Here is a 12,474-nt window from a genome sequence, read left to right as displayed (position 1 = left end):
GCCGCCCATCATACAGGGGTTTCGACGTCTGTCAACACCCCGCGATGAACTTTTTCCTCTCTACTGCACCGGCCAAAGCCGTCTGCAGCAGGGCCGCGCATCATACCCGGAGTCACATCACTGTCAACTCCCGGCACCACCGCCTGCCCACCCCGCCGCCAACCAACAACCCGTCAGCTGCAGGGCCGCGCATCTTGGACTACACACGACTGATTGGGAAGTCTTGACGTGTTGACGGATTGCGGGCATCGCGCGCAAGGTGCGCTTGTCCAACCGATTACGGAGTTCGCCCATGCGTCGCTACGCCCTGCTTCCGCTTCTTGCCTGCGCGATGTCCGGCTGCGCGGGCGCCAGCCAGCCCTGGGTGGAGCTTGGCGGACAGCGTTATGCCGTGGAACTCGCCAAGGACGACGCAGAACGGGCACGAGGCCTGATGTTCCGCGACGCACTGGCGCCCGACCACGGCATGCTCTTCATCCACGATGCGCAGGAGCCGCAGGCCTACTGGATGAAGAACACGAAGATCCCGCTGGACATCCTGTACTTCGACAACGACCGCAAGCTGGTTTCGCAGCAGCGCGACGTGCCGCCCTGCTCACTGGGCGACGCATGTCCGTCCTACCCCAGCAATGCGCCGGCCCGCTATGTGCTGGAGCTCAATGCCGGTGAAGCGGAGAAGTTGAAGCTGCAGGACGGCGCGACGCTAACGTTCGGCCCGGGCATTCCGCCTGCCAAATGATGCCGCCGCACGGCGATCAGATCTCGCAGAGCTCGAAATCGTCCTTGGTCACGCCGCAGTCCGGACAGGTCCAGGTGTCCGGTACGTCCTCCCAGCGCGTGCCGGGCGCCAGGCCGTCCTCGGGCGCGCCGCGCGCCTCGTCATAGATGTAACCGCAGACCACGCACATCCAGGTGCGGTAGGGACGTTCGGAACCGGCTGTGGACATCGGAGCGATAATCGGGAGAGTTGCGCGGATTGTCCCATCCCGAAGCCGCAGGCGAAAGCCACTTCGCAGCCACCGCCACTGCTCCCATCCTCCCCCTATCGATAAGCCGCCATGTCAATCAGCACCGAACGCTCCCACGCCCTGTTCACCCGCGCCCAGTCCCTGATGCCCGGCGGCGTCAATTCGCCGGTACGGGCGTTCAAATCGGTAGGAGGCGAGCCGTTCTTCGTACAGCGCGCCGATGGTCCCTACCTGTTCGATGCCGACGGCAACCGCTACATCGACTACGTGGGCTCATGGGGCCCGATGATCGTGGGCCACAACCACCCGAAGGTGCTGGAAGCGGTGATCGCCACTGCGCGCAATGGGCTGTCGTTCGGCACCCCGAATCCGCTGGAAGTCACCATGGCCGAAACCATCACCCGGCTGGTGCCGTCGATGGAGATGGTGCGGATGGTGAACTCCGGCACCGAGGCTACGCTGTCGGCGATCCGGTTGGCGCGCGGTGCCACCGGTCGCATGAAGATCGTCAAGTTCGAAGGCTGCTACCACGGCCATGGCGACAGCTTCCTGGTCAAGGCTGGCAGCGGTGCGCTGACCTTCGGCGTGCCAACCTCGCCGGGCGTGCCCAAGGCGCTGGCCGACCTCACGCTGACGCTGCCCTACAACGACTTCGAAGCGGCGACCGCGCTGTTCGACGAGTGCGGCGGCGACATCGCCGGCCTGATCGTCGAGCCGGTGGTGGGCAACGCCAACTGCCTGCCGCCACGCGAGGGCTATCTGCAGCACCTGCGCGAGCTGTGTACGCGTCATGGCGCGCTGCTGATCTTCGACGAGGTCATGACCGGCTTCCGCGTGGCGCTGGGCGGGGCGCAGGCGCGCTACGGCGTGACGCCGGACCTCACCACGTTCGGCAAGGTCATCGGCGGCGGCATGCCGGTGGGCGCTTATGGCGGCCGGCGTGAGCTGATGCAGCAAATCGCGCCGAGTGGCCCCATCTACCAGGCCGGCACGCTGAGCGGCAACCCGGTGGCGATGGCCGCGGGCCTGGCCATGCTGGAGCTGGTGCAGGCGCCGGGCTTCCATGACGCGCTGGAAACCAAAACTCATGCGCTCTGCGATGGCCTCGAAGCCGCTGCGCGCGAAGCCGGCATCGCCTTCACCACGCAGCGCGTGGGCGGCATGTTCGGGCTGTTTTTCAGTACCGAGAAGGTGGACACCTACGCACAGGCCATGGCCTGCGACACGGCGGCCTTCAACCGGTTCTTCCACGCCATGCTGGACCGCGGCGTGTACCTTGCGCCCTCCGCGTTCGAGGCAGGCTTCATTTCTTCGGCGCATGACGATGCCGTGATTGCAGCCACCCTTGACGCCGCGCGCGCGGCCTTCGCCGCGTTGTGACCCCGGCGATGGACGATCGCACCGACGCGCAAGGGGACCCGGTCGGAGCAAACGAGTTCTTCGCCCCTGCCATGGAGCCGGCCAGCCGCGAGGGCTGGCGCTACCGGCTGTTCCGGCTGATGTTCCATCACGAGACCCGTGGCGAACGCAACTTCGATCTGGCCCTGATCGCGGCCATCGTGGCCAGCGTTCTGGTGGTGCTGCTGGACAGCGATCCGGCCATCAAGGCGCGCTGGCATGCGCCGCTGTATGTCGCCGAGTGGGCCTTCACCCTGCTGTTCGCCGTGGAATACGCCGCCCGCCTGTGGACGGTGCGCAGACCGCTGCGCTATGCGCGCAGCTTTCTCGGTATCGTCGATCTGCTGGCCATCGTGCCGACATTCCTGTCGCTGCTGTTCCCCGCCAGCACCTCGCTGACGGTGGTGCGCATCCTGCGGCTGCTGCGCATCTTCCGCATCCTCAAGCTGGTCAAATATTCCGACGAGGCCGGCCTGCTGACCCAGGCGTTGATCCGGAGCCGCCGCAAAATCCTGATCTTCGTGCTGACCCTGCTCACCATCGCGGTGATCTTCGGTGCGTTGATGTATGTCGTCGAAGGCCCCGCGCACGGCTTCGACAGCATCCCCACCGGCATGTACTGGGCGGTGGTGACGATGGCGACCGTGGGCTATGGCGACCTGTCGCCGGCCACCGGCCTGGGCCGCTTCCTGACTTCGGCGCTGATCATCATCGGCTACAGCATCATCGTGGTACCCACCGGCATCTACACCTCAGAGCTGGCGCGCAGCATGCGCAGCCGCGGCCGCGTGCAGGTGCGCTGCCCGCAGTGCAGCCTGGGCGAGCACGAGGAAGACGCCTGGTTCTGCCGCAAATGTGGCCACGCCCTTCCTTTCCGGGATTAGGACACCGCTATGAACGCACTGCACCCCGCCACGCTGACCGTCCACGCTGGCAATGCCCCGGACCCCGCCACCGGCGCGGTGGCGCCGCCGATTCATTTGGCGACCACGTTCCGGCACGGCCCTGCCGGCGAACGCATGGCCGGCTACGAATACCAGCGCGAGGGCAACCCCACCAATGACCGGCTGCGCGAGGCGTTGACCGCGCTGGAAGGTGGCGCCACCGCGCTCACGTTCGCCTCCGGGATGGCGGCGATGACGACGCTGCTGGAGTCGCTCCCCGCCGGCAGCCGGATGCTGTTCCCGGATGACTGCTATACGGGGCTCCGCATGCTGTTCAGCGAGTTTCTGCCCGAGCGCGGTCTGGTCGTCGAGACGATCGACATGGCCGACCTCGACGCGGTGCGCGCCGCCTGCGCTGCTCCGCTGGCCATGCTGTGGATCGAGACGCCCTCGAACCCGTTGCTGAAGGTGAGCGACATCGCCGCATTGGCCGCACTGGGCCACGCCGCAGGCGCGCGGGTGGTGGTGGACAACACCTTCGCCACGCCGCTGCTGCAACGTCCGTTGACGCTGGGCGCCGATATCGTGATGCACTCGACCACCAAATATTTCGGCGGCCATAGCGACGTGCTGGGCGGTGCGCTGGTCTTCGCCCGCGATGACGACTTCGCCCGGCACGTCGCGCACCGGCTGCATGTGACAGGGGCAGTGCTGGCGCCGTTCAGCGCCTGGTTGATTTTGCGTGGCTGCCGTTCGCTGGGTGCGCGCATGGCAATGCACTGCGCGAATGCACGCAAGCTGGCGACGTATCTGGCCAGTCACCCGGCAGTGGCGCGGGTGAACTGGCCGGGCTTGCCCAACCATCCCGGCCACGCGATCGCCGCGCGACAAATGCGCGACTTCGGCGCGATGCTGAGCATCGAACTGCACGGCGGGCGCGAGGCCGCGTTGGCGGTGGCCGGCAAGCTGCGCGTGTTCACCAACGCCACCTCGCTGGGCGGCTGCGAGTCGCTGGTCGAACACCGCGCTTCGGTGGAAGGCGCGCACCCGCGCTCACCGCAAAATCTGCTGCGGATCTCGGTGGGGCTGGAAGACGGCGACGACCTCGTCGCCGACTTCGCGCAGGCACTGGGCTGAGGCCGGCTCAGCCGCCCACGAACGCCGCCAGTGCCTGCCGCAGCCGCGCCAGGCCATCGGCGATGGCCTCGTCATCAATGTTCAGCGCCGGCACGAAGCGCAACACATCCGGCCCGGCCTGCAGTATCAGCAGGCCGTGTGCTGCGGCCAGGTCACCGATGGCGCCGGCCTGGCCAGCATGCTCAGGGGTCAGCACTGCTCCCAGCATCAGCCCACGGCCTCGCACTTCGGCAAACAGACCAAAGGTGCGATTCAGCTCGGCAAGTCCATCGCGGAGTGCCTGCGACTGCCTGGCCACATTCGCAGCAATCTCCTCCGAGGCCAGCCGGCGCAACGCCACCCGCGCCACCGCCGCAGCCAGCGGATTACCGCCGAAGGTGGTGCCATGCGCGCCAAACTGCATGACCTGCGCCACTTTCGGACCGGCCAGCAGCGCGCCGATCGGGAAGCCGCCGCCGAGGGCCTTGGCCAGAGTGACGATGTCGGGCACCACGCCATCTTCCCAGTGCGCGAACAGCGCCCCGGTGCGCCCCATGCCACACTGGATCTCGTCCAGCACCAGCAGCGCATGATGTTGGTCGCACAGCGCGCGCACCGCCTGCAGATACCCGGGCGCAGCCGGCACCACGCCGCCCTCGCCCTGGACCGGCTCCAGCATCACTGCGGCCACGTCGCCTGTCGCCATCGCAGCCTCAAGCTGGGCAATGTCGTTGAAATCGACATAGCGGAATCCGCCCGGCAGCGGCTCGTAGCCTTCCTGATATTTGGGTTGCGCAGTGGCCGTGACCGCTGCCAGCGTGCGGCCGTGGAAGCTGCCTCTGCAGGTCACGATGACGCGACGATCAGGCGCGCGCCCCTGTTGCGTGGCCCATTTGCGCACCAGCTTGATCGCGGCCTCGTTGGCCTCCGCGCCGGAGTTGCACAGGAACACGCGCTCGGCGAACCGCGAAGACGCCACCAGCTCCTGCGCCAGTCGCAGCGGCGGCTCGCTGTAGAAGACATTGCTGGTGTGCCACAACCGGCCGGCCTGCTCGACCAGCGCGGCGGTGAGCTCGGGATCGCAATGCCCCAGGCTGCACACCGCGATGCCGGCGGCGAAATCCACGTAATCGCGACCGTTGCTATCCCAGACGCGGGCACCCTGCCCGCGCTCGAGGATCATCGCACGCTGCCGGTAGACTGGCAGCAGCACCTCGCGCCCCAATGCAAGCAGGTCTTGCGTTGCCACGCGCATCACCAGGTGCCAGTGTTCGGCATCGACGCCCACGGCTCCTGCGGCGGCAAGTGGCCGTCCTGGAGCAGCTCGATCGAGATCAGATCGGGCGAGCGCACGAACGCCATGTGGCCATCGCGCGGCGGGCGATTGATGGTATAGCCCATGTCCAACAGGCGCTGGCAGACGGCATAGATGTCCGCAACGCGGAACGCAAGATGGCCGAAGTTACGGGCACTGCCGTAATCCTCGGTATTGCCCTGCGCATCTGGCCAGTTGTAGGTGAGCTCGATCTCGGCGTCCGGGCTTTCATCGGCGGCCAGAAACACCAGGGTGTAGCGGCCCTGCGGATTCTCCATCCGGCGCGTCTCACGCAGCCCTAAGCCCTCGCAATAGAACCGCAGCGAGGCTTCCAGATCACGGACACGCACCATCGTGTGCAGATATTTCATACCAACGCTCCATGGGGGAAGGGAGAAGGCATTTCGATCCAATCAAGGCAACCCCAACGCCGGCCCGCGCGGGCGACGCGTTCGCGCCTTTGCACGCATTCCTGACACCGAAGCGGGGGCTTCAAGCATCGACGTAAAGATCCGGCAGCAATGGCTGGCTGGGGTCCACCGCGTAGTGCGTGAAATCGGTGACACCGGCTTGGCGCAGCACGTCCTCGTCAATCAGGAACTGCCCGCTGAACCCGGCCGCCGGCCGGGTCAGCACCGCATGGGCGGCATCGGCCATGATCTCCGGATGACGCGCATTGGCCCGGCTGACGCCGGGGATCATGTTCAACGCGTCGGTGGCGATCAAGGTGCGCGGCCACAGTGCATTCACCGCCACCCCCTGCGGGCCAAACTCGGCGGCCAGACCAAGGGTGACGAAGCTCATGCCCATCTTGGCCAGGGTGTAGGCGGTATGCGGGCCCCACCACTTCGGATCCAGCGAAGGCGGCGGGCACAGGGTGAGGATGTGCGGGTTGGCAGCCTGCAGCAGATGCGGCAGGCAGGCCTGCGCGCACAGGAAGCTGCCGCGGCTGTTGACCTGCTGCATCAGATCGAAGCGCTTCATCGGCGTGTCCAGCGTGCCGCGCAGCCAGATCGCACTGGCGTTGTTGACCAGGATATCGATCCCGCCGAAGGCGTCCACGGTTGCGGCCACCGCGGCACGCACCTGGTCTTCGTCGCGGATGTCGCATTTGAGCGCCAGCGCGCGACCGCCGGCGTCTTCCACCGCGCGCGCGGCGCTGTGGATGGTGCCCGGCAGCTTGGGATTGGGCACATCGGACTTGGCGGCGATAGCGATGTTGGCACCGTCGCGCGCGGCGCGCAGAGCGATCGCCAGACCAATGCCGCGCGAGGCACCCGTGATGAACAGCGTCTTTCCAGACAAGGTGGACATGGGCATTTCCTGCAGTCGGAAGGCGCCGAAGTGTAACCCCTGCCACCTATAATCGGCCGATGCACAGCGCATGGTTCGACAACACCGTTGCCTGGATCGGCGCACACCCGCAGGCCGCGGGCCTGCTGATTTTTGCCATCGCGTTCTGCGATGCCGTGATCGTGCTGGGCGCGCTGGTGCCGGCACTGCCACTGATGGTGGCGATCGGCGTGCTGATCGGGATGGGCGAAATCGCAGGCCCGTACGCCGTGGCCTGCGCTGCACTGGGTGCGCTGGCGGGTGACGGCTTGAGCTACTGGGTCGGCCGGCGCTGGGGCAACGCCTTACGCAGCGTGTGGCCATTCCGTCGCTACCCGCAGCTGCTGGAGCGCGGCGAGACGCTGTTCCGTCGCAATGCATTCAAGAGCATCCTGATCGCCCGCTATGTGGGCGCGGTACGGCCGTTCGTGCCCGCCATCGCTGGCATGGCAGGCATGCCCCTGCCGCGCTACCTGCAGGCCAGTACCCTGGCCTGTCTGAGCTGGGCGATCCTGTTCCTGCTGCCAGGCTGGGTGCTGGGGCAGGCCTATGAGGCGGTGGCCGCAGTCGCCGACAAACTGGCGCTGGTACTGCTGGGCCTGCTGGCGGTGCTGGCGCTGGCCTGGGCACTGGTGCTGTATGGCTGGCGCTGGTTTGCCAACCACGCCGACAGCCTGCTGGCACGCCTGTTGCGCTGGAGCGACCAGCATCCGCTGCTCGGCCGCTATACCGCGGCACTGATCGACCGTCGGCGACCGGAAACCGCCCCGCTGCTGCTCCTGGCGGTGTGCCTGTTTGCCGTGGCCTGGCTGTGGGGCTGGCTCAGCGCCGCGCTAATGCTGCGCGGCGGCCCGTTGCTGCTGGATCACGACGTCCACGCCTTCATGTTCGCCCTGCGCAATCCGCTGGCGGATCGGATGATGGCCACCCTGGCCACACTGGGCAGCGCGCCGGTGCTGGCAAGCGCCTCGACCGCGGCGCTGCTGTGGCTGCTGTGGCGTCGCCGCTGGCAGGCGGCGGTGCATTGGCTGGTGGCGATCGTGGTGGGACTGGCGCTGACCAAGGGGCTGGAGGCGCTGGTGGACATGCCGCGGCCACCCACGGCGACCGCAGGCTTTGGGTTTCCTTCGATCGCGGTGACCATGACCACGGTCGTGTTCGGTTTCTTCGCGGTGCTGATCGCACGCGAACTGCCGGGCCGACAACGGGTATGGCCGTATCTGCTGACCGGCATCGCCACCGCGCTGGTCGGCTTCGCCCGTCTGTATCTGGGTGCGCACTGGCTCAGCGACATCCTCGGCGGCGTGCTGTTGGGTGCGGCCTGGGTGCTGGTGATCGGCATTGCTTACCGTCGCCGCAGCGAACGTGCGTTCTGGATGCGGCCGCTGGCCTGGACGTTCTACGGCAGCTTCCTGCTGGCCGCGCTATGGGTGGCCCCGCGCAGCGCACCTAAGATGCTGGCGGGTTTCGTGCCACCGCCGCCTGCCGTGGTGGTGAGCCCCGCCGACTGGCAGGCGCATGGCATCGCCGCCGACCGCAACCGCTTCGATCTGGAAATCGCAGGCGACCTCGTGCAGCTGCGGCAGCGGCTTGCGACCACCGGTTGGCAGGTACAGCCCAGCGCCGACTGGCTGGCCGCACTGCGTCTGCTCGACGACGATCTGGCGCCAGCACAGCGCCCGGTGCTGCCGCTGGCACTGGACGCCCATCCAGAGGCGCTGCTGCTGCGCCGCGCCGACCCCGCCCAGCCGGATCGCCTGGAGGTGCTGCGCATCTGGCCAGCCCCGGTACGTCTGGCGGATGGCACCCCGCTGTGGGTGGCGCGCTACGACACCATGCAACTGCAACGCCGGCTGCGTCTGATCACGCTGTGGACACCCGCACCGCCGTCCCACACGCTGCCGTCCGACCTGTACGCACTGGGCGGCACGCAACCGGGCCTACGCGTCCTGCTCCATCCTCGCTAAGCGGCGCCTCGCACGCCCGAGAATGACACGCGCGTTTCAGCGCCCGCCCAGCGCCGCCAGAAACCGCCGCGGCGCGCCATCAAAGCCGCCGTTGGACATGAACACCACGTGGTCGCCCGGCCGCACGCGCTCGGCCAGCGCGGCCAGCAGCGCGTCGGCATCCGCCACCGCGCACCCCCCGCCGCGTAGCGCCGCGATCACCTTGCCAGCGTCCCATGGCAGCTCCGGCCGTGCCAGGAACACCACCGCGTCGGCCAGACCCAGCGAAGGCGCCAGCGCATCAGCGTGCGCCCCCAACCGCATGGAATTGCTGCGCGGCTCCATGGCCACCACGATGCGGGCATCGCCCACCTTGGCACGCAGGCCGGCCAGGGTGGTGGCAATCGCCGTGGGATGGTGAGCGAAATCGTCGTACACGGTGACGCCGCCGTGCGCGCCCACCACTTCCAGCCGGCGCTTGACGCTGCGGAACCCGGCAAGTGCTGGCAGCAGCGCCGCCACGTCCACGCCGGCTGCCGCACACGCCGCCAGCGCCGCCAGGCCATTGAGCACGTTGTGGTCGCCCAGCAGCGGCCAGTCGACGATGCCCAGCTCCCTGCCTTCGCGCAGTACCGCAAAACGGCTGCCGTCGTCGCGCAGCTTGCGCGCGCTCCATTCGAACGAAGCATCGAACCCGAACCGCTCCACCGGCGTCCAGCAACCCATCGCCAGCACCTCGCGCAGGTACGGATCATGGCCATTGACGATCAGCCGGCCGCTGCCGGGCACGGTGCGCACCAGGTGATGGAACTGGCGCTGGATCGCCGCCACATCCGGGAAGATGTCGGCGTGGTCGTATTCCAGATTGTTGAGAATGGCGATGCGCGGCCGGTAGTGGACGAACTTGCTGCGCTTGTCGAAGAACGCGGTGTCGTATTCGTCGGCCTCGACCACGAACTCACGGCCGGTGCCGATGCGCGCCGATACACCGAAATCCTCGGCCACGCCGCCGATCAGAAACCCGGGCGCACGGCCGGCCGCGTCCAGCAGGAACGCCAGCAGCGAGGTGGTGGTGGTTTTCCCGTGGGTGCCGGCCACGGCCAGCGTGGCGCGGCCGGGCAGCACGTGCTCGCTCAGCCACTGCGCGCCGGAGGTGTAGCGCAAACCGGCGTCCAGCACGTGCTCTACCGCCGGGTTGCCACGCGAGAGCGCATTGCCGATCACGACCTCGTCGCAATCCGGCGCGATGTGCTCCGGCGCATAGCCCTGCTTGAGCGCAATCCCCAGCCGCTCCAGCTGGGTGGACATCGGCGGATAGATGTTGGCATCGCTGCCTTCGACGATATGGCCCAAATCGCGCGCCAGCGCGGCCACACCGCCCATGAAGGTACCGGCGATGCCGAGGATGTGGAGTTTCACGTCATGAGCTCCGTAAGGAGTGGAACGACGGGCGCGTCGGGCGCGCGCGTCGCTCCCCGATACTTGCTTGATTGCGGGGCCAGCGCGCAGCCGCCCCGCCTACGTCCATCGGGGCTTTAGCCGACGTCGTGGCCGGGCTGGATCGCTTCCACGATCCGGGTGAACACCTCGTCCAACGATCCCATGCCGTTGACCGTCACCAGCTTGCCGTGCTGGCGGTAGTAGTCGATCACCGGGGCTGTTTTTTCGTCATACACCTTGAGCCGGTGCCGGACCGACTCCGGGCTGTCGTCGTCGCGCCCCTCGGCCTTGGCACGCCCTGCCAGGCGCTCAATGATCTGCTCGTTGTCCACCACCAGCTGCACGGCGGCGTCGAAGGTCTGCCCCAGACTGGCCAGCAGCTGATCCAGCGCGGCGGCCTGGGCCAGATTGCGGGGGTAGCCATCGAGGATGAAACCGGCGCGGGTGTCCTCCCGGGAAAACCGCTCCTTGAGCATGCCCAGCAGGATCTCGTCGCTGACCAGATCGCCGCGCGCCATGACTTCTTTGGCCTGCAGGCCCAGCGGGGTGCCAGCGGCCACTTCGGCACGCAGCAGATCGCCGGTGGAAATATGGGGAACTTGCAGATAGTCCTTCAGCCGCGCCGCCTGGGTGCCCTTGCCTGACCCGGGCGCCCCCAACAGAACCAATCGCATCGAATTACTCCGGTTTTAATGATGGAATGGGGCGGCGCTAGACTGGGCAGGACGCACCCCCGCAACCCGGCCAGCTTACCGCATCCGCCCCCCTCTCCAGCGCATTGCCAAGGACGTCCCCATGCCCGCAGGTACCCTGCTGTATGCTCAGAGCGGCGGCGTCACCGCCGTCATCAATGCCACCGCCTCGGCCGTGCTGCAGGCCGCCCGCGCCCGCCGGGTGCCGGTGCTGGCGGCCCGCAACGGCATCCTGGGCGCCCTGCGCGAGGACCTGCTGGACACCTCCAGCCTCACTGCCGCCCAGATCAAAGGCCTGGCCCACACCCCCGGCGGCGCCTTTGGCAGCTGCCGGCTCAAGTTGAAGTCGCTGACCGAGGACCGCGCCAAATACGAGCGCCTGCTGGCCGTTTTCCGCGCCCACGATGTGCGCTGGTTCCTTTACAACGGCGGCAATGACTCGGCCGACACCGCGCTGAAGGTCTCCCAGCTGGCCGCTGAATACGGCTACCCGCTGACCTGCGTGGGCGTGCCCAAGACCATCGACAACGACCTCGCGGTCACCGACTGCTGCCCCGGCTTTGGCTCGGCGGCCAAATACACCGCCGTGTCCGTGCGCGAGTGCGCGCTCGACGTGGCGGCGATGGCGGAGACCTCGACCCGCGTGTTCATTTACGAAGCCATGGGCCGCCATGCCGGCTGGCTGGCGGCAGCGGCAGGCCTGGCCGGCGAAGGCAAGGACGACGCCCCGCATCTGATCCTGTTCCCGGAGCGGGTATTCGATGAAGCCGACTTCCTGGCTCGGGTCGATGCCGTGGTGAAACGGGTCGGCTATTGCGTGGTGGTGGCCAGTGAGGGCATCCGCACCGCCGACGGCCGATTCGTCGCCGATGCCGGCGGCAAGGACAGTTTCGGCCACACGCAACTGGGCGGGGTGGCGGCGTATCTGGCCGGACGGGTCAAGGACGCCTTGGGCCACAAGGTGCACTGGGCGCTGCCGGACTACCTGCAGCGTTCGGCCCGGCACCTAGCCTCACAGACCGACCTAGACCAGGCGATGGCCGTGGGCCGGGCGGCGGTGGAATGCGCGCTAGCCGGCCAGAACGCGGTGATGCCGGTGATCGTGCGCGACAGCGATACGCCCTACCACTGGCACGTGGATATCGCTCCGCTGTCGCGCATCGCCAACCGCGAAAAGACCATGCCCAAAAATTTCATCCGCAGGGACGGTTACGGCATCACCGCCGCCGCCCGCCGCTACCTGACCCCACTGATCACGGGCGAAGCGTTCCCGCCCTTTGGCCGGAACGGAGTACCGGATTACGTAATGCCCAATCTACGCGCGGTGCGCCGCCAACTGCCGGGCTGGAACACCTGAACACAGCGGTTTAGACTGCCAACTGC

General features: G+C 67.6%; 12 protein-coding genes. 6 read left to right on the top strand and 6 right to left on the bottom strand.

The window, feature by feature from the left end:
- Positions 1 to 292: 292 nt before the first annotated feature.
- On the top strand, positions 293 to 739 hold the full coding sequence (locus ACK4SG_RS12085; RefSeq protein ID WP_409602077.1) for a DUF192 domain-containing protein: 447 nt from the start codon (positions 293 to 295) through the stop codon (positions 737 to 739).
- Positions 740 to 755: 16 nt separating this feature from the next.
- On the opposite strand, the gene ACK4SG_RS12080 is transcribed toward ACK4SG_RS12085, so the two are convergent.
- Entirely contained in the window at positions 756 to 947 is a 192-nt protein-coding gene (locus tag ACK4SG_RS12080) for a rubredoxin (protein ID WP_409602075.1), read from the bottom strand.
- 111 nt (positions 948 to 1,058) lie between these two features.
- On the opposite strand from ACK4SG_RS12080, the gene hemL reads away from it, so the two are divergent.
- From hemL to ACK4SG_RS12065, 3 genes are read left to right on the top strand one after another with little or no spacing between them, the layout of a single operon-like run.
- Positions 1,059 to 2,348 carry a glutamate-1-semialdehyde 2,1-aminomutase gene (gene hemL, locus ACK4SG_RS12075; protein WP_409602073.1) on the top strand — a complete coding sequence of 430 codons (1,290 nt, stop codon included), beginning with the start codon at positions 1,059 to 1,061 and terminating at the stop codon, positions 2,346 to 2,348.
- Between the two features lie 8 nt (positions 2,349 to 2,356).
- The gene (locus ACK4SG_RS12070) at positions 2,357 to 3,250 is read left to right on the top strand and encodes an ion transporter (RefSeq protein WP_409602071.1); all 894 of its coding nucleotides are present in this window, start codon (positions 2,357 to 2,359) and stop codon (positions 3,248 to 3,250) included.
- A 9-nt stretch (positions 3,251 to 3,259) separates the two neighbouring features.
- Positions 3,260 to 4,387, top strand: a complete 1,128-nt coding sequence (locus ACK4SG_RS12065) for a trans-sulfuration enzyme family protein (RefSeq protein WP_409602069.1) — start codon at positions 3,260 to 3,262, stop codon at positions 4,385 to 4,387.
- Between the two features lie 7 nt (positions 4,388 to 4,394).
- On the opposite strand, the gene ACK4SG_RS12060 is transcribed toward ACK4SG_RS12065, so the two are convergent.
- The 3 genes from ACK4SG_RS12060 to ACK4SG_RS12050 form a co-directional block, all read right to left on the bottom strand.
- Positions 4,395 to 5,621, bottom strand: a complete 1,227-nt coding sequence (locus ACK4SG_RS12060; RefSeq protein ID WP_409602083.1) for an acetylornithine transaminase — start codon at positions 5,619 to 5,621, stop codon at positions 4,395 to 4,397.
- The gene (locus ACK4SG_RS12055) at positions 5,621 to 6,052 is read right to left on the bottom strand and encodes a VOC family protein (RefSeq protein WP_072756572.1); all 432 of its coding nucleotides are present in this window, start codon (positions 6,050 to 6,052) and stop codon (positions 5,621 to 5,623) included. The genes ACK4SG_RS12060 and ACK4SG_RS12055 overlap by 1 nt, the downstream gene beginning before the upstream one ends.
- 121 nt (positions 6,053 to 6,173) lie before the next feature.
- Positions 6,174 to 6,995, bottom strand: a complete 822-nt coding sequence (locus tag ACK4SG_RS12050) for an SDR family oxidoreductase (protein WP_273388298.1) — start codon at positions 6,993 to 6,995, stop codon at positions 6,174 to 6,176.
- Positions 6,996 to 7,054: 59 nt separating this feature from the next.
- Between ACK4SG_RS12050 and ACK4SG_RS12045 the strand changes: the two genes are divergently transcribed.
- Positions 7,055 to 8,980, top strand: coding sequence for a bifunctional DedA family/phosphatase PAP2 family protein (locus tag ACK4SG_RS12045; protein WP_409602066.1), 1,926 nt, complete (start codon positions 7,055 to 7,057; stop codon positions 8,978 to 8,980).
- Between the two features lie 36 nt (positions 8,981 to 9,016).
- Here ACK4SG_RS12045 and mpl read toward each other — a convergent pair whose 3' ends face one another.
- Positions 9,017 to 10,378: a UDP-N-acetylmuramate:L-alanyl-gamma-D-glutamyl-meso-diaminopimelate ligase gene (gene mpl / locus ACK4SG_RS12040; protein WP_409602064.1), complete on the bottom strand. Its 1,362-nt coding sequence runs from the start codon at positions 10,376 to 10,378 to the stop codon at positions 9,017 to 9,019.
- A gap of 116 nt (positions 10,379 to 10,494) precedes the next feature.
- Complete coding sequence (locus tag ACK4SG_RS12035; protein ID WP_409602062.1) at positions 10,495 to 11,073, bottom strand: adenylate kinase; 579 nt, start codon at positions 11,071 to 11,073, stop codon at positions 10,495 to 10,497.
- A gap of 121 nt (positions 11,074 to 11,194) precedes the next feature.
- On the opposite strand from ACK4SG_RS12035, the gene ACK4SG_RS12030 reads away from it, so the two are divergent.
- Positions 11,195 to 12,448: a 6-phosphofructokinase gene (locus ACK4SG_RS12030; RefSeq protein WP_409602060.1), complete on the top strand. Its 1,254-nt coding sequence runs from the start codon at positions 11,195 to 11,197 to the stop codon at positions 12,446 to 12,448.
- Positions 12,449 to 12,474 lie beyond the last annotated feature (26 nt).

Source organism: Thermomonas sp. (assembly GCF_046293095.1).
GTDB lineage: Bacteria > Pseudomonadota > Gammaproteobacteria > Xanthomonadales > Xanthomonadaceae > Thermomonas.
Note: the sequence above shows the minus strand (reverse complement) of the source record. Positions and strands in the feature narration are given on the sequence as shown.

Coding starts and splice junctions, on each gene's coding strand:
- ACK4SG_RS12035 (WP_409602062.1), bottom strand. CDS start 11,073: ATGCGATTGGTTCTGTTGGGGGCGCCCGGGTCAGGCAAGGGCACCCAG.
- ACK4SG_RS12030 (WP_409602060.1), top strand. CDS start 11,195: ATGCCCGCAGGTACCCTGCTGTATGCTCAGAGCGGCGGCGTCACCGCC.
- ACK4SG_RS12060 (WP_409602083.1), bottom strand. CDS start 5,621: ATGCGCGTGGCAACGCAAGACCTGCTTGCATTGGGGCGCGAGGTGCTG.
- hemL (WP_409602073.1), top strand. CDS start 1,059: ATGTCAATCAGCACCGAACGCTCCCACGCCCTGTTCACCCGCGCCCAG.
- ACK4SG_RS12065 (WP_409602069.1), top strand. CDS start 3,260: ATGAACGCACTGCACCCCGCCACGCTGACCGTCCACGCTGGCAATGCC.
- ACK4SG_RS12055 (WP_072756572.1), bottom strand. CDS start 6,052: ATGAAATATCTGCACACGATGGTGCGTGTCCGTGATCTGGAAGCCTCG.
- ACK4SG_RS12070 (WP_409602071.1), top strand. CDS start 2,357: ATGGACGATCGCACCGACGCGCAAGGGGACCCGGTCGGAGCAAACGAG.
- ACK4SG_RS12050 (WP_273388298.1), bottom strand. CDS start 6,995: ATGTCCACCTTGTCTGGAAAGACGCTGTTCATCACGGGTGCCTCGCGC.
- ACK4SG_RS12045 (WP_409602066.1), top strand. CDS start 7,055: ATGCACAGCGCATGGTTCGACAACACCGTTGCCTGGATCGGCGCACAC.
- ACK4SG_RS12080 (WP_409602075.1), bottom strand. CDS start 947: ATGTCCACAGCCGGTTCCGAACGTCCCTACCGCACCTGGATGTGCGTG.
- ACK4SG_RS12085 (WP_409602077.1), top strand. CDS start 293: ATGCGTCGCTACGCCCTGCTTCCGCTTCTTGCCTGCGCGATGTCCGGC.